Source organism: Dactylosporangium roseum (assembly GCF_025264685.1).
Classification (GTDB): domain Bacteria; phylum Actinomycetota; class Actinomycetes; order Mycobacteriales; family Micromonosporaceae; genus Dactylosporangium; species Dactylosporangium roseum.
Window position 1 is genome coordinate 1,999,333 of record NZ_CP073721.1, and the last position, 22,408, is coordinate 2,021,740.

Genomic DNA, 22,408 nt, shown 5'->3' on the forward strand with positions numbered 1-22,408 from the left:
TTGACGCGCGAGGATTCCCCCGACGGTTTCTGCAAAAACTGTCGGGGGTGTGCTGTGTAATGCGGTCGTGCTCGTCGCGGTGCTCCCCGAAGGCGCCGGTGGTCTGCTGAGACCACTGGCCGACGACGGCACCCCGGCCGACCCCGAGCGGCGGGTCGCCGACCTCGTCGAGGCCGTCCGCCGGATCGAGGCCACGGACCGGCCGCGCTGGCTCTGGGCGTCGACCGCGGACGTCTACCCGAGACTGGTCCGGGCCGGTGTGCGCATCGAGCGGTGCTATGACCTCGAGCTGGCCGAGGCCCTGGTGCTGGGCGCCGAAGGGCGGTGGGGCCAGCCGCGCTCGCTGGCCTCGGCGAGCGCACGGCTCGCCGGCCTGCCGGTGCCGCCCGACCCGCCGTCCCGGGCCGCGCTGCCGCCCGGCGAGTTCCAGGAGTCGCTGTTCGAGCTCGAGACGGCGTCCGGGTCGCCGGCCGAGCTGGTGGACGTCCACGCCGCCCAGCGCACCCGCGTCGCGGGCCTCGCCGAGCTGCCCTCGGCGCACAGTTTCCCGGCGCGGGCCGGCAGCATGCGCACGCTCATCGCCGCCGAGTCGGCCGGCGCGCTCGTCGCGGCCGAGATGGGCCTCGCCGGGCTGCCGTGGCGGGCCGACGTCCACGACGCCCTGCTGCGCGAGCTGCTCGGCGCACCGTCCCCGGTCGGCGGCCCGCCGGCCCGGCTGGTCGAGCTCAACACCCGCCTCAACGTGGCCCTCGGCCGGCGCGTGCACCCGGACTCACCGGCCGAACTGCTGCGTGCCTTCGCCCGTGTCGGCATCGTGCTGCGCAGCACCCGGCGCTGGGAGCTCCAGCACGTCGACCATCCGGCCGTCCCGATCCTGCTGGAGTACAAGGAGTTGTACCGGCTGTGGGTCGCCCACGGCTGGTCGTGGCTGGAGCAGTGGGTGACCGGCGGGCGCTTCCGCGCCGAGTACATCCCCGGTGGTGTCGTGTCGGGCCGCTGGGCCACGCGGGGCGGCGGCGCCCTGCAGATCCCGAAGGTCGTGCGCAAGGCCGTCGTCGCCGACCCCGGCTGGACGCTGGTCGTCGCCGACGCGGGCCAACTGGAGCCGCGCGTGCTCGCCGCGGTCTCCGCCGACCGGCGGCTCGCGCGGGCGGCCGCCGAGGGCGACCTCTACGCGGCCCTGGCGGCCGAGGCCTTCGAAGGCGACCGCGCCAAGGCCAAGCTCGCCCTGCTCGGCGCGATGTACGGGCAGACCGGCGGCGACGCCGCACCCGCCCTCGCCGCGTTGCGCCGCTTCTACCCGACCGCCTGGGACCTCGTCGAGGAGGCGGCCCGCACCGGCGAGACCGGGGGACTGGTGCGCACCTGGCTCGGCCGCACCTGCCCGCCGCCGTCGGTGACCTGGCGCGATGGCTTCGACCAGCCGGGGGAGGGCGTCGAGGCCGACACCCGCGGCGGCGCGAGAGGCCGGGCCCGCGGCCGGTTCACGCGCAACTTCGTCATCCAGGGCACCGCCGCCGAGTGGGCGCTGGTGCTGCTCGCGCGGCTGCGGGCGGCGCTGTCCGGGATGCGGGCCGAGCTGGTGTTCTTCCAGCACGACGAGGTGGTCGTGCACTGCCCGCTGGACGAGGCCGCCGAGGTCGCCCGGGCCGTGCGAGCCGCCGGGGACGAGGCCCGGCGGCTGCTGTTCGGCGACACCGAGGTCCGGTTCCCGCTCGACGTCTCGGTCGTGGAGCGCTACTCCGACGCGAAGTAGCGGGCCATCGACTCGGTGTGGGTCGGGAAGCACAGCTCCTGCGGGCCGAGGGCGATCTCGAAGCCCAGCGCCTCCTCGGTGCGCACCGGCGGCGGCAGCTCGGCGAAGGGCCGCGGCGGCAGGAGCCCGAAGACCAGCAGCGTGCCGCTCGCCGCGCTGTGCACGTCGAAGAGCCGGACGTCGGCCGGGTCCGCGAGGATCGTCGTCTCCTCCCGCAGCTCCCGCACGGCGGCCTCCCGCCAGGCCTCACCGACCTCGATGAAACCGCCCGGCAGGGCCAGCTCACCGCGGCCCGGCTCGATGTCCCGGCGCACCACCACCAGGCCGCGCCCCTGGTCGGTGTCGACCGGCAGCAGCGCGACGGCGACGGGCAGCGGATTGCGCCAGGTCGTCTCGCCGCAGGCTGCGCAGATACGCGGCCACGGCGCCCCCTGCGGATAGGCGGCGCCACAGTGCGAACAGTGATCGTGGAGGGCCATGAGGACGCAGCCTACCGACCGCGTATTAGTCTGATCGCTGCTGCATCGTTGGACGCTGGTAGGAGTGCCCGCTGAGCACGATAGTCGGACTGGTTCTCGCCGCAGGTGGCGGCCGCCGGTATGGCGGGCCGAAGGCCCTCGTGCGCCACGACGACGGGCGGCTGCTGGTCGAGCGCGCGGTGGCGACCCTGCGCGACGGGGGTTGCCCAAGAATTCTCGTGGTCCTCGGCGCCGAGGCCGCCCGGGTGCGCGGCGAGGCGCGGCTCGGTGACGCCGACGTGGTCGACAACCCCGCCTGGAAGAGCGGCATGGGCTCGTCGCTGCGGGTCGGTCTCGCCGCTCTCGCCGAGACCGACGCCGATGCCGCGGCGGTGCTGCTCGTCGACACGCCGGGCATCGGCCCGGACGCGGTCGCCCGGCTGCTCGCCGCCGCCGACGGCGGGCCCGGCGCGCTGCTGACCGCCACGTACAAGGGCAAACGCGGCCACCCGGTGATCCTCGGCCGGGACCACTGGGCCGGTGTCGCCACCCTCGCCACCGCCGACGTCGGCGCCCGTGCCTACCTGGTCGCCCACGCCGGGCAGGTGCGGGGGGTGCCGTGCGAGGACATCGCCGACGACACCGACCTCGACGTGCCGCCGGAGTCCTGACTCGCGGGGTGCGACGGGGCCATTCGCGTCAGGATCAAATGTGGCGCATAGTTGACGCGTGCCGGACTTCGCGTCACCGGCCGCTGTGGCGGCGGCCCTGGCCGGCGCGGGCTACCTCGCCGACGAGGGGCTCGCGATGGCGGGCTTCCTCGCGCTGCGCCTGCACCGGCCGATCTTCCTTGAGGGGGACGCGGGCGTCGGCAAGACCGCCTTCGCGGCCGCCCTCGCGCAGGCCGCCGGCGTCGAGCTGATCCGCATGCAGTGTTACGAGGGGCTCGACGCGTCCCAGGCGCTCTACGACTGGGACTTCCCCCGGCAGGTGCTGCACCTGCGGGCGGTGGAGACGGCGGCGCACGGCGCGCTGTCCGCCGAGCAGCTCGAGGCCGGCCTCTACGACCGGCGGTTCCTCATCGCCCGGCCGCTGCTGCGGGCCGTCGAGCGGGCGCCGTGTGTCCTGCTGGTCGACGAGATCGACCGCGCCGACGACGAGTTCGAGGCGTTCCTGCTGGAGATGCTCGCCGAGTCCGCGGTGACCGTGCCGGAGCTCGGGCGGATCACCGCGCCCGAGCCGCCGGTCGTGGTCGTGACCAGCAACCGCACGCGTGAGGTCCATGACGCGTTGAAGCGGCGCTGCCTGTACCACTGGGTCGGCCACCCCACCCCGGAGCGGGAGGCGGAGATCGTCCGGGTGCGGCTGCCCGGCGTCAGCGAGCGGCTGGCCCGCGAGGTGGCGGCAGCGACCGCCCGGCTGCGCACGCTCGACCTGGTCAAACCGCCGGGGGTCGCGGAGGCGATCGACTGGGCCGCGGCGCTCGGCGCGCTCGGCGCCGACGCGCCCGGCACCGAGACGCTCGGTGTCGTGCTGAAGGTCCGCGAGGACATCGACCTGGTGCGAGCGTCCGATGTCCTTTGAGGCCCCTCTCGATCGCCGCATCGCCTTCCTCTCGGCCCTCGACGAGGTGGGCGTCGAGCACGCCTACTGGGTCGGGCGGCTGATGCTGTGCGGCTCACCCGAGGACGTCGCCCGCTACGACGCCGCCGTCCTCGGCCGGATCCGCGACCCCGAGCCGCGGGGGAGCGCCTGGCAGGTCCGCCGGCTGCCCGAGCGGTCGCTGTTCCGGGCCACGATGCCGCCGTCGGTGCCGTCGGGCGACGGGGATCCGGCCCTGTCCGTGCGGGCGAGCGACGCCGAGGTGCTGCGCCACCGCGACTTCGCCACGCTGTCCACCGTGGAGCGTGCGGAGGCGGCACGGCTGCTGGCCCGGCTCGCGGGCGCGCACCCGCAGCGGCCCGGCCGCAGGTACCGTCCGGCCTCCACCGGTGCCGTCGACCACCGCCGCAGCGTTCGCGCGATGCTGCGGGCCGGCGGCGAGCCACGGCCCCTGCTGCGCCGGTCGCGCCGGCCCCGGCCCCGGCGGCTGGTGCTGCTGCTGGACGTGTCCGGCTCCATGTCGCCGTACGCCGACGCGCTGCTGCGCCTCGCGCACGCCTTCGTCCAGCACCGTCCACAGTGGACGTCCGTCTACGCGCTCGGCACCCGGCTGACAGCGCTCACCACCGCCCTGCGCACCCGCGACGCCGAGGCGGCGCTGCGCGAGGCGGGCCGGGTGATCCCCGACTGGCGCGGCGGCACCCGGCTCGCCGACACCGTGACCGCGTTCGTGCGCCGCGACGGGCACCGCGGCGTGGCCCGGCGCGCCGTGGTCGTGGTGTGCAGCGACGGCTGGGAGTGCGGGGATCCGGCACGGCTCGGCGCCGCTGTCGCTCACGTGCGCCGGCTCGCCGCCAAGACGATCTGGGTCAGCCCGCACGCCGGGCGGCCCGGCTTCACCCCGTCGGCGGCCGGGCTGGCCGCCGTGCTGCCGCACGTCGACGCCCTCGTGGCCGGGCATACAGTGGCGGCGATCGAAGCTCTGGTGGAGGAGATCCGCGATGCGTGAGGTGTTGACCGAGCTCGTCGACTGGTGGCGCGGCGGCCGGCCGGTCGGCATGGCCACCGTCGTGCGGACCTGGCGCAGCTCGCCCCGCCCGGCCGGGGCCACCATGCTCGTCGGCCCGGACGGCACGGCCGTCGGCAGCGTCTCCGGCGGCTGCGTCGAGGGCGCGGTCTACGAGCTGTCGCGGGAGGTCGTCGAGACCGGGCAGCCGGTGGTCCAGCGGTACGGCGTGAGCGACGACGACGCGTTCGCCGTCGGCCTGACGTGCGGCGGCATCATCGAACTGCTTGTCGAGAAGGTGACCGCCGAGAGCTTCCCCGAGCTGGAGGCCGTGGCCCGCTCGATCGAGTCGCGCGACCCCGTCGCCGTGGTGTCGGTCGTGGAGGGCCCGGCCGACCGGATCGGCCGACGGCTCGTGGTCTGGCCGTCGTCGGTGAGCGGCTCGCTCGGCTCGCTCCGGCTCGACGCGGCGGCCACCGACGACGCGCGTGGCCTGCTCGCCGCCGGGCGCACCGGCACCCTGCACTACGGTCCCGACGGCGAGCGGCGCGGCGAGGGCCTGACGCTCTTCGTCGCCTCCTACGCCCCGCCGGCGCGGATGCTCGTGTTCGGGGCGATCGACTTCGCCGCCGCGGTGGCCCGCATCGGCACTTTCCTCGGGTACCACGTCACGGTCTGCGACGCCCGCCCGGTCTTCGCCACCGCGAAGCGCTTCCCAGGAGCCGACGAGGTGGTGGTGGAATGGCCGCACCGGTATCTCCGCGCCGAGCTGGACGCGGGCCGGGTCGACGAGCGCACGGTGGTCTGCGTGCTCACCCATGACCCGAAGTTCGACGTCCCCGTGCTGCGGGTGGCCCTGTCCGAGCGGTTCGCCTACGTGGGGGCGATGGGCTCCCGCCGCACCCACGACGACCGCCTGGCCCGCCTGCGCGAGGCCGGCGTGACGGAGAAGGAGCTGGCGCGCCTGTCCTCGCCGATCGGTCTGGACCTCGGCGCCCGGACCCCGGAGGAGACGGCGGTGAGCATCGCGGCCGAGATCATCGCCGGCCGCTGGGGCGGCGGGGGTGCCCGCCTGACCCAGACCGCGGGCCGCATCCACCACGACTAGGACCGCGCCTCCCCGATGCGTCGATCTTGCAGTTGTGGTGCCGTGAAACTCCCAGCTCGTCCGGGTTTGTCAGGCACCACAACTGCAAGATCGGCGCTGTCTGGCCAGCAGAGGGTTGCGCGGATCACTCCTCCTGCGTTCTGCTGATCAGGCAGTGGCCCGTGTGCGTCCGCCGCGTGACGGGCCAGTCGGCACGCCCCGCGGGAGGCACCATGTCCTCTTCCAACCGGTCTCGGGTCACGATCGACGTCGACGGCACGCGATACGTCGACGACGTCGAGCCCCGCACGCTTCTGGTCCACCATCTCCGTGAGCATCTCGGCAAGGTCGGCACGGTCGTCGGCTGCGACACCAGCAACTGCGGCGCCTGCACGGTGCTCATGGGCGGTCCGGACCAGCCGCAGCGGTCCGTCAAGAGCTGCTCCGTCCTGGCCGTGCAGGCCGACGGCACCGGCGTCACCACCGTCGAAGGGCTCGCCGGGCCGAACGGCGAGCTGCACGCCGTACAGCAGGCGTTCCATGAACTGCACGCGTTGCAGTGCGGGTTCTGCACGCCCGGCATGATCATGTCCGCGGTCGACCTGCTGCGCGACAACCCCGACCCCACCGAGGAGGAGGTCCGGGAGGGTCTGTCGGGCAACCTCTGCCGGTGCACGGGCTACCAGAACATCGTCCGCGCCGTGCGGTCCGCCGCCGCGTCCCTGCGGGCCCAGGCCGAGACGACCATGGAGGTTGCCGCATGACCGCCGGGACCGAGCCCGAGGTCGGCAACGCGCGCAAACGCAAGGAGGACGCCCGGCTGATCACCGGACGGACCCGCTGGACCGACAACATCACGCTGCCCGGCATGCTGCACCTGGCCATCCTGCGCAGCCCGCACGCACACGCCCGGATCGTCGGCGTCGACGTCTCCGCCGCCCTGCGCGAGCCCAACGTCGTCGCCGCGTTCTCCGGCGCCGACGTGGCCGACGTCCAGGGCAGCCTGCCCTGCGCCTGGCCGGTCACCGAGGACATCGTCCACCCGGTGCGCCCGCCGCTCGCCGTCGACGCGGTGCGGCACCACGGCGAGGCGGTGGCCGTCATCGTGGCCCGCGACCGCAACAGCGCCGTCGACGCGCTCGACGCGATCGAGGTCACCTACGAGCCGCTGCCCGCGGTCCTCGACCTCGCCGCGGCGGCCGAGGACGGCGCCGACCTGGTCCACCCCGACAAGGGCACCAACCGGTCGTACACCTGGATCTTCGACTCCGCCGACGCCGGCACGGGCGGCAGCGTCGCGGACGCGGAGGCCGAGGTGACCGTCCACCGGCGCTACGTCCAGCAGCGGCTCATCCCCGCCTTCATGGAGCCGCGCAGCGTGGTCGTCGACCCGGGCGCGGGGGAATACACGATCTGGTCGGCCACCCAGATCCCGCACATCCTGCGGGTGTTCTACGCGCTGCTCACCGGCGTGCCGGAGCACAAGATCCGGGTCATCGCGCCCGACGTGGGCGGCGGGTTCGGCGGCAAGCTCCAGGTCACGCCCGAGGAGATGATCGCCTTCCTCGCCGCGCGGCGGGTCGGCAAGCCGGTGAAGTACACGGAGACCCGCGGCGACTCGATGCTGTCGGCGCACCACGGCCGCGACCAGATCCAGGACATCACCCTCACCGCGAAGCGCGACGGCACGCTGACCGGCATCCACGTGAAGCTGCTCGCCAACATGGGCGCCTACCTCGGCCTCGTCGGCCCTGGCGTGCCGATCCTGGGCGCGTTCATGTTCAACTCCATCTACAAGGTGCGGGCGTACCGCTTCGAGTGCGTCGGGGTGTTCACGAACACGACGATCACCGACGCGTACCGCGGTGCCGGCCGGCCCGAGGCGACCTACGCGATCGAGCGGGCGATGGACGAGCTCGCCGTCGAGCTCGGGATGGACCCGATCGAGCTGCGCCGCCACAACTGGATCAAGGCCGAGGAGTTCCCGTACACCACCGTCGCCGGACTGGTCTACGACTCCGGCGACTACGACAAGGCCACCGACAAGGCCCTGGAGCTCTTCGACTACGCCGGGCTGCGCGCCGAGCAGCGGCGCCGTCGCGACTCCCGCGACCCCGTCCAGCTCGGCATCGGCGTGTCGACCTACACGGAGATGTGCGGCCTCGCTCCCTCGCGGATCCTGGGCGCGCTGCGGTACGCCGCGGGCGGCTGGGAGAGCGCGTCGGTGCGGGTCCTGCCGACGGGCAAGGTCGAGGTCGTCACCGGCACCAGCCCGCACGGCCAGGGCCACGTCACGGCATGGAGCCAGATCGTCGCCGACGAGCTGGGCGTCGCCTTCGAGGACGTCGAGGTTCTCCACGGCGACACGCGCACGTCGCACAAGGGCCTGGACACGTACGGGTCGCGCTCGCTCGCGGTCGGCGGCGTCGCCCTCGTCGAGGCCTGCCGGAAGGTCCGCGACAAGGCCCGCGTCGTCGCCGCGCACATGCTCGAGTGCAGCCCCGACGACCTGGAGTTCACCGGCGGCGCGTTCCGCGTCAGAGGTACACCTGATGCCACGAAGACGGTCGCGGACGCCGCGTTCGCCGTGTTCGCCGCCCACGACCTGCCCGACGGGGTCGAGGCGACGCTCGACGCCGACGCGACCTTCGACCCGCAGACGTTCTCCTTCCCGCACGGCACCCACCTGTGCGCCACGCTCGTGGACACCCGGACCGGGCAGGTCACCATCGACCGCTACGTCGCTGTGGACGACGTCGGCAAGGTCGTCAACCCGCTGATCGTCGAGGGCCAGGTGCACGGCGGCGTCGCGCAGGGCATCGCGCAGGCGCTGTACGAGGAGGCCGTCTACGACACCTCCGGCACCCTGCTGACGGGGTCGTTCGTGGAGTACACCATCCCGAGCGCCGCCGACCTGCCGACGATCGTCACCGCCCGTACCGAGACGCCGGCGACCTCCAACCCGCTCGGGGTGAAGGGCGTCGGCGAGGCCGGCGCGATCGCGGCGACGCCGGCCGTGGTCAACGCGATCGTCGACGCGCTGCGCCCGTTCGGCGTCGACGACGTGCCCATGCCGTGCACACCCGAGCGGGTGTGGCGGGCCGTCCGCTCGCAGTCCGGAGGTGCGGCATGATCCCGGTCGCGTTCGACTACGTCCGTCCCTCCACCCTGGAGGACGCCGTCGCCGCACTCTCGTCGGCCGCCGACGAGGCGAAGATCCTGGCCGGCGGCCAGAGCCTGCTGCCGGTGCTGCGGCTGCGGCTCGCCGCACCGGCCCTGCTGGTCGACCTGGCCGGCCTGCCCGGCCTGACGGGCACCCGGCTCGACGGCGACGCCCTCGTCATCGGCGCCATGACCACCCACGCGGCGGTGGCCTCGTCGCCGCTGGTCCGGCAGCACGCCCCGCTGCTCGCCGCCGCGGCCGGCACGGTCGGGGACCGCCAGGTGCGCCACCGCGGCACCCTCGGCGGATCCCTCGCCCACGCCGACCCGGCAGCCGACCTGCCGGCGGTCGCCGCGGCCCTCGAAGCGGTCTACGTGGTGCAGGGCCCCGGCGGCCGGCGGGAGATCGCCGCGGGCGACTTCTCGGTCGACCTGTTCACGACGGCGCTGTCGCCCGACGAGGTACTGGTCGAGGTACGTCTCCCGTCGACCGCCGGCTGGGCCACCCACTACGAGAAGTTCCACCGGACGGCGCAGGCCTGGGCTATCGTCGGGGTGGCCGTCGCCGTGTCGCGGTCCGGCGAGACGATCGGCGAGGCGCGGGTGGCCTTGACCAACATGGGTCCGGTGCCGCACCGCGCCCGGGCCGTGGAGTCCGCCCTGGCCGGTGCCCCGGCCGTCGCGGAGGCCGTCGCGGAGGCGTGCGCTGGCGTCGCGGCGGACACCGCTGCGGTGGACGACCTGTCGGCGTCGGCGGATTATCGTCGGGAGTTGGCCCGGGTGCTCACCACGCGGGCCGTGTGCCGAGCGCTGGGGGTCTGACGATCGTGTTACTGGAACACAGCTTCACCGTCCCCGTTCCCGTCGAGCAGGCGTGGAACGTGCTGCTCGACATCGAACGGGTGGCGCCGTGCCTGCCCGGAGCCACCCTGACGTCGGTGGAGGGGGAGCGCTTCACCGGAACGGTGAAGGTCAAACTGGGCCCGGTCAGCCTGACGTTCAAGGGTTCGGGCCGCTTCGTCGAGCGGGACGAGGCGGCCCGCCGTGTCCAGTTGACCGCCTCGGGCGTCGACGCCCGCGGCGGCGGGACGGCAGCGGCCAAGGTGACGGCGTCGCTGCACGAGACCGGCGACGAGACCCGAGTCGAGGTCACCACGGACCTCGACATCACCGGCAAGGCAGCCCAGTTCGGCCGCGGCCTGATCGGCGACGTCAGCGGCAAGCTGATCGGCCAGTTCGCCGCCTGCCTGGCGGAGAAGCTCGCGGCCGCCGAGCCCGCACCCCCAGCGGCACCTCCTGCCGCAGCGACACCTGCCGCGTCCCAGGCCGCGCCTGTTACGGCTGGGTCCCAGGCCGTGCCTGCTACGGCTGCGTCGCCGGCCGCTGCCGCGCCTGCCACTGCCCTGCCTGTTGCGGCGGACCCGGCCGCTGCCGCGCCTGCTGCGGCTGCCGTGGCTGGTCCGGCTGCCGTGCGGGCTGAGGCGGGTGCCGCTCCGGCAGCCGAGGTGGGTGCGGCAGCCGCCGCCGGGGCGGGAGCGTCGGCCAGTGGGGCGGGCGGCCCGACCGTCGGACCGGGTGCGCCGTCCGTGTCGACACAGGCCCCGGTCGCACCGGTCCATCCGGAGGCGGAGCCGATCGACCTGCTGGCCGTGACCGGCGTCGGCAACGCCGTCCGCCGCGCCGTCCCCTATGTGTTGACGGCCGCGGCGAGCTTCGCCGTGGTGCTGGGCATCATCTGGTGGATCAAGCGCCGCTGACCTCCATGATCACGGATACTGGCCGTGGTCGGGCGGGTCGGCCACCATCGTCATGAGCGTGGAGCGTTTTTGCATCTCTGGGTGCAAAAACGCTCCACGCTCATAAGATGGTCGCTCCGGTGCCGTGCGCTTCGGCCGGTGCTTGAGCATGATCGCGGCAAGTTCACGATCGCGTGCGCTGAACCCCGCCGGGTCACCAGCGTGCCAGGCGCACGAACCACCGGTCCGCCTCCGTCCACGTCTCGACCAGCCGCAGCGCGGCGGTGTCGGCGAGTCGCGCGACGTCGTCGACCGCTACGAACGCCCAGCCGAACCGCTCACTGATTCGGTCGCCGTCGTCGAGGACCACCTCACCCTGCCAGGTGCGGGATCCGGGCGGGTCGACCTCGACGAGCAGCGTGCCGTCCCCGGCGACCAGGTGCCGGCAGCGGTCCAGGAGCCGGACCGGGTCGCCGCCGATGCCGATGTTGCCGTCAGCGAGCACCGCGGTCGTCCAGCGCCCCTCGCCGGGTAACTGCTCGAACAGCGAGCCGTGGACGGCGGGAGCGCCGCGCAGCCGTGCGTACCGTATCGCCTGCGCACTCACGTCGACGCCGAGCGCCCGCCGGCCGGCCGCGACGAGCGCGCCGGTGATCCGGCCGGGCCGCAGCCCAGGTCGATGGTGTCGGCGCCGCACCGGTCGAGGAGCCCGTTGTCGCCGGGGCGCAGCTCGCCGTACCACGCGGCGTCGATCCGCCGCAGCGGCCGCCCGGCCCGGTCCAGCAGCCGCAGCCCGGCCCGTTCGCCGCGGGCCGCCCGGCGCAGCGCCGCCCCGAACACGCCGGCGGCGCTCACCGGATTCCCGCCAGTGCGGCCGCGAACCGGCTGCCCGGTGCCCGTTCGGCGGCGGCCTCCGCGTCGGCCCACGTGTCGACGTCGCGCAGGACCGGCAGCCGGGCGATGGTGAGCCCGAGGTCCCGCAGTGCCTGTTCGGTTCGCGTCCCGGTCTCCGCGGTCGACATCGGCACGTCCCGCAGCACGCGGGCGGCGTCCGGGTCGCGCAGCCCGAGGCCCCACCAGCCGCCGTCCTCGGCGTGGCCGAGCACCGCGTCGGCGCTGTCCAGCCCGTCGGCAGCCGCGGCGACGAGGTCCGCGGTCAACTGCGGGGTGTCCATCCCGACCAGGACGCTGGCCGTGCCCGGCAGCGCGGTGTCGGCGAAGGCGTTGGCGAGGCGGGCGGCGAACCCGTCGCCGCGCTGCTCGACGTGGTGCCAGCCGACCGGTACCGTCGACTGTCCACTGAGGACCAGTGCCCGCCGCGCGGCCGGCGCGGCGTCGAGTGTCTCGACGGTGTCGGCGAGCGCGGCGGCGGCGAGGCCGGCGGCCTGCTCCGGCGTGCACGGCGGGCACAGCCGCGTCTTGACCCGCCCCGGCACGGGCGCCTTGGCGATCAGGAGCAGTTGCGCGTTCATCGGGCCGCACCCAGCAGCCGGCTCATGTCCCGCACCGCGCGCAGCGTCCCGCGGACCGTGCCGGTCACCTTCGACCTGGTCCCCGCCGCGCGCGGCGCGTAGTCGACGTCGACCTCCCGGACCCGCCAGCCCTCGTCGGCGGCCCGCAGCACCATCTCCAGCGGGTAGCCGAACCGGCGGTCCCGCAGGTCCAGTGCGAGCAGGTCGGCCCGCCGGGCGGCGCGCATCGGCCCGAGGTCGGACAACCGCACCCCGCTGGCCCGGCGCAGCCGCCACGCGAGCACGGCGTTGCCGGCCCGGGCGTGCAGCGGCCAGGCGGAGCGGCCCGTCGGACGGCGCCGGCCCAGCACCAGGTCGGCGTCGCCGGCGCGGACCGGTGCGGCCACCCGGTCGAGCTGTCCGGGGTCGAACGAGCCGTCGGCGTCCATGAAGCACACGACGTCGTCGGTCGCCGCGGCCAGCCCGGCGTGCGCGGCGGCGCCGAACCCGCGCGGGGTGGCGTGGACGACCGTCGCGCCGTGCGCGGCGGCGATCTCGGGTGAGCCGTCGGTGGAGCCGTTGTCGGCGACGATCGCGCGGTAGCCGGACGGGATACGGGACAGCACCCACGGCAGGGCGGCGGCCTCGTTGAGGCAGGGCAGCACCACGTCACTCATGAGCCGGAACGTACCCACCAACCGGGCGAAAGGTTTCTTACGGCGGGATGACCAACCATTACGAACCACGAACGTCCGCCTGCGGCGGGCGGCGCGGGCGCATACGGTCGGCACATGCGCATCCTGGTCACCGGTGGGGCGGGCTTCATCGGCTCGCACATCAGCGCCATCCTGCGGGAGGCCGGCCACGCCGTGATCGTCTTCGACGCCCTTCACCCGGCCGCTCACTCCGCCCCGCCGCCGGAGTCGCCCGACGTTCGCGGCGACCTGCGGGACGCGCCGCTCGTCGCGCAAGCCCTCGAAGGGGTGGACGCCGTGGTGCACCAGGCGGCGCTGGTCGGCATGGGGGTCGATCTAGCCGACCTGCCGGAGTACGTGGGCTGCAACGATCTCGGGACCGCGGTCCTGCTGGCCGGCATGGCCCGGGCCGGCGTGCGCCGGCTCGTCCTGGCCAGTTCCATGGTCGTCTACGGTGAGGGTGCGTACCGCTGCCCGGCCGACGGCCCCGTCCGCCCCGCGCCACGGTCCACAGTGGACCTGGACGCCGGCCGGTTCGACCCGCCGTGCCCGGAGTGCGGCCGGTGCCTGGATCCGTCCACAGTGGACGAAGATGCGATACTGGAACCGCGGAGTGTCTACGCGGCGACGAAGCTGGCGCAGGAGCATCTCGCCGGCGCCTGGGCGCGGGAGGCGGGCGGCTCGGTGGCGGCGTTGCGGTACCACAACGTCTACGGCCCCGGCATGCCCCGCGACACGCCCTACAGCGGGGTGGCGGCCGTCTTCCGCTCGGCCCTGGAGGCGGGCCGGGCGCCGCGGGTCTTCGAGGACGGCGCCCAGCGCCGGGACTTCGTCCACGTCACGGACGTGGCGCGGGCGAACCTGCTGGCGCTGTCGGCGGCGAGGCCGGGCTTCCGGGCGTACAACGTCAGCTCGGGCGAAACGACGACGGTGGGCGCGATGGCGCGGATGCTGTCGGAGGTGATGGGCGGCCCGGCCTCGGAGGTGACGGGCCGCTACCGCGCGGGTGACGTCCGCCACGTGGTCGCGTCCCCGGCCCGCGCGGCGGCCGAGCTGGGCTTCCGCGCGGAGGTGCCCATGTCGTCGGGCTTGCGGACCTTCGCCACGGCTGCGCTGCGCTCCTGACCCACTCGGAACAGAAACTCCAGTGGAGCACCGCGAAAGTGGAGCACCGCGAAACCGGAGCACCGCGAGAGCGAGCCGTTGCCCCGGAGCCACGGCGGTCCTACTCGGTGGCGCGGGCGCGGCCCTCCTCGAAGAAGGCGAACACGCCGTTCACGTCGCCCAGGTCACGGATCGGCACGGCCGCGCCGAAGGGGACGTTCCAGAAGGAGCCCTGGCGGGGCCGCCACGGGCCGACGTACACATACGGCTCGTCGATCGCCGTGTCGCCCGCCGACACCCCGTAGTTGACCTCGTCCACCGAGATGCCGACGTCGAAGTGCTCCGGCCACAGGACCGGGACGGCGTCGGCCGACAGGCGGCGCAGCGCGGCGTCGCCTGTCGCCAGCGCCGCCAGGATCGCCGCCGCGTCCCGCGTGACCACCGTGTCGCCGGGGTCGGCGCCGGAGTGGTCGTGGTAGACGCCCTCAGGGGCGCCGGCGTCGACGCCCGCGCCGGTGGCGAGCTGGGCGAACGTGCGGCCCGCCAGGGGGAGCCGCTGATCGCCGGCCACCAGCGCGTCGGCCTCCACCGCGAGGTCCGGCGCGGCGACCGTGGCGAAGCCCGCCGGGGTCACCCGCAGCCGGATCGTGCCGCTGCGACGGTACTGCGGACCGGCGAGCACCAGCTCCGCGAGGCCGTGGAGGGACTTTCGCGTCTCGTTGGTCACGACACCAATCATGCCCTGAGGAAGAGAGCCGCCGCGTTGTTCCAGCATACGGCCCGCAGCCAGTCGTCGCCGAGATTCTGCCGGGCCAGCACGCCGAGCGCCTGCCAGAAATCGGGGATCTCGTCGTCGTCCATCATCCGACTATGTTGAATCGCTCCAGGAGGGTCGGCATGACGAGGATCGCACCGGCGAAGATGGCGATGGTCGCGAACACGGTGCGCAGGAAGATCGTTTCGGTCTTGTTGCCGGCGACCAGCGCGATCGAGTCCGGCAGGCCGATGTTGCGCCACATCCGGCGGCCGGTCGGGACGGGCCAGAAGATCGGGCAGCCGTGCCGGGTCAGCATGTCACCCGCCAGGTGGACGAGCCCGCCGACGCCGACGGCGACCCCGAGCAGCGGATAGCCGCGGTCGCCGGGCAGCCGCTCGTAGACCAGGTACGCCGCGCCGGCCGCGGCCAGGGTGACGATGAGCCAGCCGGCCCGCTCGGCCCACTTCTCGAACAGGCCGCGCAGCGCGAGCGCGAACGAGAAGAACAGCACGCCCATGACGGCCCACTTGCCGTAGGCGTTGCACAGGGCCAGGGTGCCGTAGCCGACGCCGACGTTGAAGACGATCGTGTGGGTCAGGGTCCGGTGCCCGTTGCGCCGCTGCGGATCGCGCTTCATGCGGGTCAGCTTGTAGACGCCCAGCGAGAACTTCTCGATGCACTCGGCCAGGAACAGCGACAGCACGCCGAACGTCTGCGCGACCGTCGCACCGCCCCGACCGCGGTCGTCGCCGGGTCCGCGCCGACCGGTGCGAGCGTCACGACGGCGCCCGCCCGCGCCTCGGCCATCGCCGGTACGAACGCCTGCAACGCCTGGAGGGTGGCGGTCAGGCCGCTGTTGACGACCCGCTGCCAGTCCGCGCCGGCATGCGTCGTGCAGGTGAGCACGAACAGCAGGTCGGGCGCGCCGAGTTCGGTCAGCACGCTGGCGCGCACGGCGTCCATCGCCGGCGCGTCCACGCCGCCGGCCAGGATGCCGATCGCCTCGGCGCCGAGCCAGTGCAACTCGTCCACCAGGTCCTCGAGACCGGCCTCGTCGTCACCGATGACGGCGATCCGCGCGCCGCGGTTGGCGAGCATCCGGCAGACCGCGCCGGCCACTCCGTCCGCCGGTCCGAGCACCACCGCGACCCGGCCCTTGAGCTCCGGGAAGGTCGATCCGAACATCACGCCCCGCTCTCCTGACGGCCTTTCCTGACGACGGGGAGCCGCCGCGCCGGGCGGCTCCCCGCAAGGGATTCCCGGCTCAGCGACTCCAGCCCTGCCGGTCCGACGCCGCGCCCCACGGCCCCCGCCCCCAGCGCTGGTGGTGCCGGTGGTGCCAGTGCGCGCCCCCGTTCTCCGCCCACTGGCGCCAGCGTGCGTGCTTCGCCACGCTCAGGACCAGGAAGAACAGCGGGATCGCCGGCCAGAAGAAGTGGGCGCCGGAGAACACCCACAGCCCGGTCAGCAGCACCGCGAGCACCACCACGAACGCCAGGTGGTCGCGGAAATGCCGCTTGCCGTGCCGCGTGAACTCCGCCTTCGCCTCCGGCGTCTCGAACAGCCCTCGCCGCCCGCCGTCGGGCAGGTCGGCGGTGACCGGCGGCAGCTCGTCCCGGTACTTCGCCGCGTACACCTGGCTGAGCCGCTCCTCCCCCTCTTCGAGCGTCAGCCGTCCCTCGGTCATCCCGGCACGCACCATCCGGGCGTACTGTTCGCGCTCCCCGTCCGAGGCGCGCACCCGCTCGCCGGCCATGTCGGCCCCCTTCCTCGTGATGCACTCCAGCGTGCCGATCGGCGGCGCGGAGCGCGTCGCACCGGTGTCGGCTCGTGCGGTACCGCATCCGGAGCAGCGCGGCCGGGCGCGTACTCCAGCGGGAGTAGACGCCGCTCGCCGGGAAGGCGATGTTCCGCGGCAGGGCCTCGACTACGGTCGACGTGTGAGGAGACGAGCGCCGTGGAGCCATGAGCTGCGCGCCATGCGCGACGCTCACCGCGACGCCGTCCGGGCCGCCCGCCACGCGCACCGGATGGAGCAGTTGGAGCGCCGCCGCGAGCATCGGCGCTGGCGCGGGCCGAGCCCGGCCGGCATCGCCGTCTTCCTCGCGCTCGTGCAGGTCTTCGGCACCCGCGCGGCCGCTTACGGCTCGACCGGCCCGCATGCCCTCGACCAGACCGCCTATCTGTTGCTCGTCGCCGGCCCGGCGGCGCTGGTGCTCCGCGACAAGCTGCCGTTGTTCTCGCTGTTCGGCGCCCTTGTGCCCACGGTCGCCTACTTCAGCCTCGACTACCCCGACGGGCCGGGTTTCATCGCCGCGATCGTCGCCATGTTCACCGCCCTGGCGGCCGGCTTCCGCTGGCTGACGTGGCTGGCGGTGGCCACCGCGTACACGGTCTTCGTGATTCTGGCGCCGCCCGGATACTCGCTCGCCCGGCTCATCATCATCGGGGTGTGGTGCGTGCTGATCGCCGGGTTCGGCGAGGCCGCCCGGGTGCGCGGCGTGCGGTACAGCCAGATGGCCCGCGACCGCGCGCACCAGGAGGCCCTCGCCCGGGCCGAGGAGGAGCGGGCCCGCAAGGAGCAGCAGCGCCGGCAGGCCAGCGACGAGCGGCTGCTCATCGCCCGTGAGCTGCACGACGTCATCGGGCACCACCTGTCCCTGATCAACGTGCAGGCCGGCGTCGGGCTGCACCTCATGGACGAGCAGCCCGAGCAGGCACGCACCGCGCTCGCCGCGATCAAGCACGCCAGCGCCGAGGCGCTGAAGGAGACCCGGGCGGTGCTCGCGGGGCTCAACCCGGGGGAGGCGGCGCCCCGCACGCCGGCCCCCGGCCTCGGCGACGTGGACCGGCTCGTCGCCGAGGCCCGCGGCGCCGGCCTGCCCGTGACGGTGGAGACGGTCGGCACCCCGGCGTCGTTGCCGCCGCAGGTCGACCGCGCGGCGTACCGCATCGTCCAGGAGGCGCTCACCAACGTGCGCCGGCACGCCGGACCGGACGCCATGGCGACGGTGGTCATCGCCTACGGCCCTGCGGAGGTGAGCATCCTGGTGTCCGACAACGGCACCGGCCCGGCGCGGGCCGACGAGGGCAAGGCCGACGGCGTCAGGGCCGGGGCGGGCAACGGCATCGCCGGCATGCGCCACCGCGCGGCGGCCTTCGGCGGCACCGTCGAGGCGCGGCCGCGCGACGACGGCGGTTTCGAGGTCCATGCCCGCATCCCCCTGCGTGAGGAACAGACGACGTGATCAGAGTGCTGCTGGCGGACGATCAGGCGTTGGTACGGGCCGGCTTCCGCGCCCTGCTCGACGCGCAGACCGACATCGAGGTGGTCGGCGAGGCGGCCGACGGCGCGCAGGCCGTGCGGCTGTCGGTGCAGACCCGCCCGGACGTCGTGCTCATGGACATCCGCATGCCCGTCCTCGACGGCCTCGAGGCCACCCGGCAGATCGCCGCCGACAGTCGCCTAGCCGACGTGCGGATCGTCATTCTCACCACGTTCGACCTGGACGAGTACGTCTTCGAGGCGCTGCGGGTCGGCGCCGGCGGCTTCCTGGTCAAGGACACCGAGCCGGTCGATCTGCTGCGCGGCGTCCGCGCGGTGGCGGCCGGCGACGCGCTGCTCTCGCCGGGCGTGACACGCCGGCTCATCGAGGAGTTCGCCAGCCGCTCCCGTGCCCCGCTGGCCCCGATGTCCCTCGACGCGCTCACCGACCGCGAACGCGAGGTGATGGCCCTCGTCGGCGCCGGACTGTCCAATGAGGACATCGCGAGTCGGCTGTTCGTCAGCCCGGCGACGGCGAAGACCCACGTGAGCCGGGCGATGATCAAGCTCGGCGCCCGTGACCGGGCCCAGTTGGTCGTCTTCGCCTACGAGGCCGGCCTGGTACGCCCCGGCTGGCTCGGCTAACGCCCCGCCCCCGACCCCCACCCCACCCCACCCGCCCCGTCCGTTGCGTTGATCTTGCAGTTGTGGTGCCTGACAAACCGGGACATTCTGGGAGTGTCGCGGCACCACAAGTGCAAGATCAACGCAACGGACGGGGCGGGGCGGGGCGGGGGTTTAGATGCCGTTGCGGGCGATCACGGTCTTGTACCAGTCGGCGCTGGCCTTGCGGGCGCGCTGCCGGGTCTTGTAGTCGACGTGGATGATGCCCCAGCGCTGGGAGTAGCCCTCGGCCCACTCGAAGTTGTCCAGCAGTGACCACAGGTGGTAGGTCTCCAGCTTCACGCCGGCCTGGATGGCGCGGTGGGCGGCGGCGAGGTGGTCGCGCAGGAAGGCGATGCGATCCTGGTCCTGGATCGCGTTCCGCGTCGGCATCCCGTTTTCGGTGATGATCAGCGGGATGTCGCCGTAGTCGCGCTTGATCCGGGTCAGCAGGTCGAAGAGCCCCTCGGGATAGATCTGCTGCCAGGGTGCCTGCGAGGTCGGGTGCTTGTCGACCCGCCCGCCCTTGGCGGTCACATGAGCCGGGTTGTAGTACTGCACCGCGAGCAGGTCGTTCTTCGCGCCGATGACGGCCAGGTCGCCGTCCTTGATCGCCGTGCGCACCGGCGCGTCGGCTGGCTGGGCGGCCAGCCAGTCCTCCGGATAGCGCCCCAGCAGCACAGGGTCGAGCCAGCGGCGGTTCTCCTCGGCGTCGGCGACCGCTGCCTGCCGGCGCGCCGCCGCCGAGTCGTCGGCCGGGTAGGTGGGGGAGAGGTTCAGCGCCGCGCCGATCCGGGCCTTGGCGTTGATCTCGCGCAGTGCCCGAACCGCCAGGCCGTGCCCGAGCAGCAGGTGGTGGCCGACCACGTTGGCCAGTTGCCGGTCCCGCTTGCCCGGGGCGTGCACGCCGGCGGTGTAGCCGGCCTCGACGACGGTCTTGGGTTCGTTGAGCGTGAGCCACGTCGGCACCTTGTCGCCGAACGAGGCGAACATCGTGGCGGCGTAGTCGGCGAACCACTTCGCGCAGTCGCGGTGCTCCCAGCCGCCGAGCTTCTGCACGGCCTGCGGGGTGTCCCAGTGGAACAGCGTGGCGACCGGTGCGATGTCGCGGGCGAGGAGCCCGTCGACGAGTTTGTGGTAGAAGTCGAGGCCCTTGGCGTTGAGGGTGCCGCGGCCGGTAGGCAGGACCCGGGACCAGGAGATCGAGAACCGGTAGGAGGTCAGGCCGAGGTCCTTCATGATGTCGAGGTCCTCGTAGAAGCGGTGGTAGTGGTCGGCGGCCACGTCGCCGGTGTCCCCGTCGCGGGTGCGGCCCGGCTGGTGACTGAACACGTCCCACACCGACGGCCCGCGACCGTCCTCGGCGGCGGCGCCCTCGATCTGGTACGCCGACGTGGACGCACCCCACCCGAAACCCGCCGGGAAGAGCAGCTCGGGCCGGCCCGGGCCGGCGGGCGTCGCCGTGCCGCTCGCCGGAGGTGCCGGGCTCTTGGAAGGGGCCGGGTCGCCCGTCCCGCAGCCGGCGATCGTCCCGGCGGCGGCCAGGGTGAGCAGGTCGCGCCGTCGCATGCGCTGAACCGTAGCGCGACGGCGCCAGTACCTCCGGACACCACCCGGGAAGGTGGTGCGGAAATGCGAAACGGCCGCCCCCGCACGGGGAGCGACCGTCCGAACAGCCGGTCGTCAGTCGGCCAGTGCGACGATGCCCTGCGCCCAGCGGAAGTACTTGTTGGTGCCGAGGTCACGCACGGTCTTGATGCCGAACGCGGCGGCCAGCTTCTCGGCGTCGCCCTCGCTGACGCCGGCGATCGCGGTGACGGGGGCGTCGGCGAGCTCCTGCGCGCTCTTGCCTTCCCACTCCTTCATGAGCTTCTTCTCGAGACCCAGCATGTGGCACTCCTTCTCGTCGGGGAAACCCGCGACAGGCTACGTCGCCGCGTCACCGCCCGCAAAGTGCCTGGCGGACAGCCGACTCCACGGTTGTGCTTGCCACGTCGCCGCGTTCCTGGGGATGATCGGTGCATGACCGGTCCGAAGCGGAGGGGGCGGTCATCATGGGCGGCCGGAGGGAGCGGAGGGCACATGGCCGGTCGATGGGGGCTGACGGTTCCGCTCACCGTCGACACGCTGCGGAAACTGGGGGCCGCGTCGTGAACCTCGAGGGACGGGTCGTCGTCATCACCGGCGCCGCGGGCGGGATCGGCGCCGCGCTCGCCCGGCGGTTCGTCGCCGAGAAGGTCGCCGCGCTGGTGCTCGCGGACCTCGACGGGGACGCGGCGGCCGCGGTCGCCGCCGAGTTCGCCGAGCTCCCGGTCGAGACGATCGGGGTCGCCGCCGACGTCACCGGCGAGGGGCAGGTCGCCGAGCTCGTCGAGGAGACCCTGGAGCGGTATGACCGGATCGACCTCTTCTGCGCCAACGCCGGCATCACCACCGGCGCGGGCCTCGAGGCCGCCGACGAGGCATGGTCCCGCGCGTGGGCGGTCAACGTGATGTCGCACGTCTACTCCGCGCGGGCGGTGCTGCCGTCGATGCTGGAGCGCGGCGAGGGCTACCTGCTGCACACCTGCTCGGCCGCCGGGCTGCTCACCGCGGTCGGCGACGCGCCCTACGCGGTCACGAAGCACGCGGCGGTGTCGTTCGCGGAGTGGCTGTCCGTGACCTACGGCGCCCGCGGGATCCGGGTCAGCGCCCTGTGCCCGCAGGGCGTCGACACGCCGATGCTCCAGGAGGGCCTGACCGCCGGTCACGTCGGCGCCCGGGTGACGGCCGCCAGCGGCCAGGTCCTGCCGCCCTCGGCCGTCGCCGAGGCGGCCGTCGCCGGGCTCGCCGAGGAGCGGTTCCTCATCCTGCCGCATCCCGAGGTGGCCAAGTACTACCTGCACCGCGCGACCGACACCGACCGGTGGCTCGCGGGCATGCGCGGGCTGGCGGCGTCGATGGGGGCGCCGGACCCCGCGCGCGACTCATGAGGCACCCGGACGTCCTCGACCCCGCACTCGATGTGGTGGTGCCCTTCGTCCGCGGACGGGAGGGCCGGTCGCTCATCGGCATCTGCGGGCCGCCCGCGGCCGGCAAGTCCACGCTGTCCACCGCGCTCTCCGACGCCCTGAACCTCCACGACGGACTGTCCAGCGCGGCCGTACCGATGGACGGGTTTCACCTGTCCAACGTGGAGCTGGACCGGCTCGGCCTGGCCGGCCGCAAGGGCGCGCCCGAGACGTTCGACGCCGCCGGGTTTGTGCACCTGCTGCGCCGGCTGCGGGACGGGGAGGATCTCGTCTACGCGCCCAGCTACAGCCGCACGCTGCACGAGTCCATCGGCGGCGTGATCCCGGTGCCGTCCGCGGTGCGGGTGGTCGTGGTGGAGGGCAACTACCTGCTGCTCGACCACGGCCCGTGGGCGTCCGTGCGCGACCTGCTCGACCTCGTGCTGTACCTCGACGCGCCCGCCTCCGTGCGCCAGGGCTCGCTGGTGCGCCGGCAGTTGGCCAAGGGTCTCGACCCGCACGACGCACGGGACTGGGTCGAGCGCAGCGACGAGCGTAACGCGGTGGCGATCGCGCGGACCCGCGACCGGGCGGACCTCATCCTGACCCGGTCGTAGCGCCGCCCGCTGCCCGCTCGTAGCGGGCGGCCAGTTCGCGCAGCAGGTCACGTTGGTTG

General features: G+C 73.8%; 25 protein-coding genes and 1 pseudogene. 14 read left to right on the forward strand and 12 right to left on the reverse strand.

All coding sequences use genetic code 11. From position 1 onward, the window contains the following. Positions 1-49: 49 nt before the first annotated feature. Positions 50-1,756, forward strand: coding sequence for a bifunctional 3'-5' exonuclease/DNA polymerase (locus Drose_RS10060; RefSeq protein ID WP_260727900.1), 1,707 nt, complete (start codon positions 50-52; stop codon positions 1,754-1,756). Here Drose_RS10060 and Drose_RS10065 read toward each other — a convergent pair. Further along, positions 1,738-2,235, reverse strand: a complete 498-nt coding sequence (locus Drose_RS10065) for an NUDIX domain-containing protein (protein ID WP_260727901.1) — start codon at positions 2,233-2,235, stop codon at positions 1,738-1,740. The two genes, Drose_RS10060 and Drose_RS10065, sit on opposite strands and share 19 nt — an antisense overlap. A gap of 140 nt (positions 2,236-2,375) precedes the next feature. Here Drose_RS10065 and Drose_RS10070 point away from each other — a divergent pair, with 140 nt between their 5' ends. From Drose_RS10070 to Drose_RS10105, 8 genes are all read left to right on the forward strand, one after another. Further along, positions 2,376-2,885 (forward strand): nucleotidyltransferase family protein, encoded by a 510-nt coding sequence (locus Drose_RS10070; RefSeq protein ID WP_260727902.1) that lies wholly within the window; start codon positions 2,376-2,378, stop codon positions 2,883-2,885. Between the two features lie 58 nt (positions 2,886-2,943). After that, positions 2,944-3,798, forward strand: a complete 855-nt coding sequence (locus Drose_RS10075; RefSeq protein ID WP_260727903.1) for an AAA family ATPase — start codon at positions 2,944-2,946, stop codon at positions 3,796-3,798. Then, a complete protein-coding gene (locus tag Drose_RS10080) occupies positions 3,788-4,825 on the forward strand; it encodes a vWA domain-containing protein (protein WP_260727904.1) in 1,038 nt (345 codons plus the stop codon). Before Drose_RS10075 ends, Drose_RS10080 begins: the two co-directional genes overlap by 11 nt. Then, positions 4,818-5,930 carry an XdhC family protein gene (locus Drose_RS10085; RefSeq protein ID WP_260727905.1) on the forward strand — a complete coding sequence of 371 codons (1,113 nt, stop codon included), beginning with the start codon at positions 4,818-4,820 and terminating at the stop codon, positions 5,928-5,930. Before Drose_RS10080 ends, Drose_RS10085 begins: the two co-directional genes overlap by 8 nt. A 212-nt stretch (positions 5,931-6,142) precedes the next feature. After that, positions 6,143-6,673 carry a (2Fe-2S)-binding protein gene (locus tag Drose_RS10090; protein WP_260727906.1) on the forward strand — a complete coding sequence of 177 codons (531 nt, stop codon included), beginning with the start codon at positions 6,143-6,145 and terminating at the stop codon, positions 6,671-6,673. Continuing rightward, complete coding sequence (locus Drose_RS10095; protein WP_260727907.1) at positions 6,670-9,042, forward strand: xanthine dehydrogenase family protein molybdopterin-binding subunit; 2,373 nt, start codon at positions 6,670-6,672, stop codon at positions 9,040-9,042. Before Drose_RS10090 ends, Drose_RS10095 begins: the two co-directional genes overlap by 4 nt. Further along, positions 9,039-9,893: an FAD binding domain-containing protein gene (locus tag Drose_RS10100; protein ID WP_260727908.1), complete on the forward strand. Its 855-nt coding sequence runs from the start codon at positions 9,039-9,041 to the stop codon at positions 9,891-9,893. Before Drose_RS10095 ends, Drose_RS10100 begins: the two co-directional genes overlap by 4 nt. A 5-nt stretch (positions 9,894-9,898) precedes the next feature. Further along, entirely contained in the window at positions 9,899-10,828 is a 930-nt protein-coding gene (locus tag Drose_RS10105) for an SRPBCC family protein (RefSeq protein ID WP_260727909.1), read from the forward strand. 193 nt (positions 10,829-11,021) lie between these two features. Here Drose_RS10105 and Drose_RS10110 read toward each other — a convergent pair whose 3' ends face one another. From Drose_RS10110 to Drose_RS10125, 4 genes are read right to left on the reverse strand one after another with little or no spacing between them, the layout of a single operon-like run. Beyond that, positions 11,022-11,414, reverse strand: coding sequence for a hypothetical protein (locus Drose_RS10110; RefSeq protein ID WP_260727910.1), 393 nt, complete (start codon positions 11,412-11,414; stop codon positions 11,022-11,024). Then, a complete protein-coding gene (locus Drose_RS10115; protein WP_260727911.1) occupies positions 11,411-11,662 on the reverse strand; it encodes a hypothetical protein in 252 nt (83 codons plus the stop codon). Before Drose_RS10115 ends, Drose_RS10110 begins: the two co-directional genes overlap by 4 nt. Next, positions 11,659-12,279 (reverse strand): TIGR04282 family arsenosugar biosynthesis glycosyltransferase, encoded by a 621-nt coding sequence (locus tag Drose_RS10120; protein ID WP_260727912.1) that lies wholly within the window; start codon positions 12,277-12,279, stop codon positions 11,659-11,661. The genes Drose_RS10115 and Drose_RS10120 overlap by 4 nt, the downstream gene beginning before the upstream one ends. Then, positions 12,276-12,935 (reverse strand): glycosyltransferase family 2 protein, encoded by a 660-nt coding sequence (locus Drose_RS10125; protein ID WP_260727913.1) that lies wholly within the window; start codon positions 12,933-12,935, stop codon positions 12,276-12,278. Before Drose_RS10125 ends, Drose_RS10120 begins: the two co-directional genes overlap by 4 nt. A gap of 114 nt (positions 12,936-13,049) precedes the next feature. Here Drose_RS10125 and Drose_RS10130 point away from each other — a divergent pair, with 114 nt between their 5' ends. Next, on the forward strand, positions 13,050-14,078 hold the full coding sequence (locus Drose_RS10130) for an NAD-dependent epimerase/dehydratase family protein (RefSeq protein WP_260727914.1): 1,029 nt from the start codon (positions 13,050-13,052) through the stop codon (positions 14,076-14,078). Between the two features lie 100 nt (positions 14,079-14,178). Here the strand turns inward: Drose_RS10130 and Drose_RS10135 are convergent, their stop codons facing one another. The 5 genes and pseudogenes from Drose_RS10135 to Drose_RS10155 form a co-directional block, all read right to left on the reverse strand. Continuing rightward, on the reverse strand, positions 14,179-14,784 hold the full coding sequence (locus Drose_RS10135; RefSeq protein WP_260727915.1) for a hypothetical protein: 606 nt from the start codon (positions 14,782-14,784) through the stop codon (positions 14,179-14,181). Positions 14,785-14,792: 8 nt separating this feature from the next. Beyond that, entirely contained in the window at positions 14,793-14,921 is a 129-nt protein-coding gene (locus Drose_RS10140) for a hypothetical protein (RefSeq protein WP_260727916.1), read from the reverse strand. Continuing rightward, positions 14,918-15,556, reverse strand: a pseudogene (locus Drose_RS10145) (metal-dependent hydrolase); the annotation flags it as partial. The pseudogene Drose_RS10145 and the gene Drose_RS10140, both read right to left, overlap by 4 nt. Next, the gene (locus tag Drose_RS10150) at positions 15,457-15,999 is read right to left on the reverse strand and encodes an SDR family NAD(P)-dependent oxidoreductase (RefSeq protein WP_313900042.1); all 543 of its coding nucleotides are present in this window, start codon (positions 15,997-15,999) and stop codon (positions 15,457-15,459) included. The pseudogene Drose_RS10145 and the gene Drose_RS10150, both read right to left, overlap by 100 nt. 79 nt (positions 16,000-16,078) lie before the next feature. Then, the gene (locus Drose_RS10155) at positions 16,079-16,570 is read right to left on the reverse strand and encodes a DUF1707 SHOCT-like domain-containing protein (protein WP_260727917.1); all 492 of its coding nucleotides are present in this window, start codon (positions 16,568-16,570) and stop codon (positions 16,079-16,081) included. A gap of 184 nt (positions 16,571-16,754) precedes the next feature. Here Drose_RS10155 and Drose_RS10160 point away from each other — a divergent pair, with 184 nt between their 5' ends. Beyond that, positions 16,755-18,062 carry a sensor histidine kinase gene (locus tag Drose_RS10160; protein ID WP_260727918.1) on the forward strand — a complete coding sequence of 436 codons (1,308 nt, stop codon included), beginning with the start codon at positions 16,755-16,757 and terminating at the stop codon, positions 18,060-18,062. Continuing rightward, on the forward strand, positions 18,059-18,724 hold the full coding sequence (locus Drose_RS10165) for a response regulator (protein ID WP_260727919.1): 666 nt from the start codon (positions 18,059-18,061) through the stop codon (positions 18,722-18,724). The genes Drose_RS10160 and Drose_RS10165 overlap by 4 nt, the downstream gene beginning before the upstream one ends. 153 nt (positions 18,725-18,877) lie before the next feature. Here Drose_RS10165 and Drose_RS10170 read toward each other — a convergent pair whose 3' ends face one another. Beyond that, positions 18,878-20,311: a GH1 family beta-glucosidase gene (locus Drose_RS10170; protein WP_260727920.1), complete on the reverse strand. Its 1,434-nt coding sequence runs from the start codon at positions 20,309-20,311 to the stop codon at positions 18,878-18,880. A gap of 114 nt (positions 20,312-20,425) precedes the next feature. Next, positions 20,426-20,632, reverse strand: coding sequence for a hypothetical protein (locus Drose_RS10175; protein ID WP_259862442.1), 207 nt, complete (start codon positions 20,630-20,632; stop codon positions 20,426-20,428). Between the two features lie 260 nt (positions 20,633-20,892). On the opposite strand from Drose_RS10175, the gene Drose_RS10180 reads away from it, so the two are divergent. Both Drose_RS10180 and Drose_RS10185 read left to right on the forward strand, forming a co-directional pair. Beyond that, complete coding sequence (locus Drose_RS10180; RefSeq protein WP_260727921.1) at positions 20,893-21,714, forward strand: SDR family oxidoreductase; 822 nt, start codon at positions 20,893-20,895, stop codon at positions 21,712-21,714. Next, positions 21,711-22,349: a nucleoside/nucleotide kinase family protein gene (locus Drose_RS10185; protein WP_260727922.1), complete on the forward strand. Its 639-nt coding sequence runs from the start codon at positions 21,711-21,713 to the stop codon at positions 22,347-22,349. Before Drose_RS10180 ends, Drose_RS10185 begins: the two co-directional genes overlap by 4 nt. Positions 22,350-22,408: the final 59 nt, after the last annotated feature.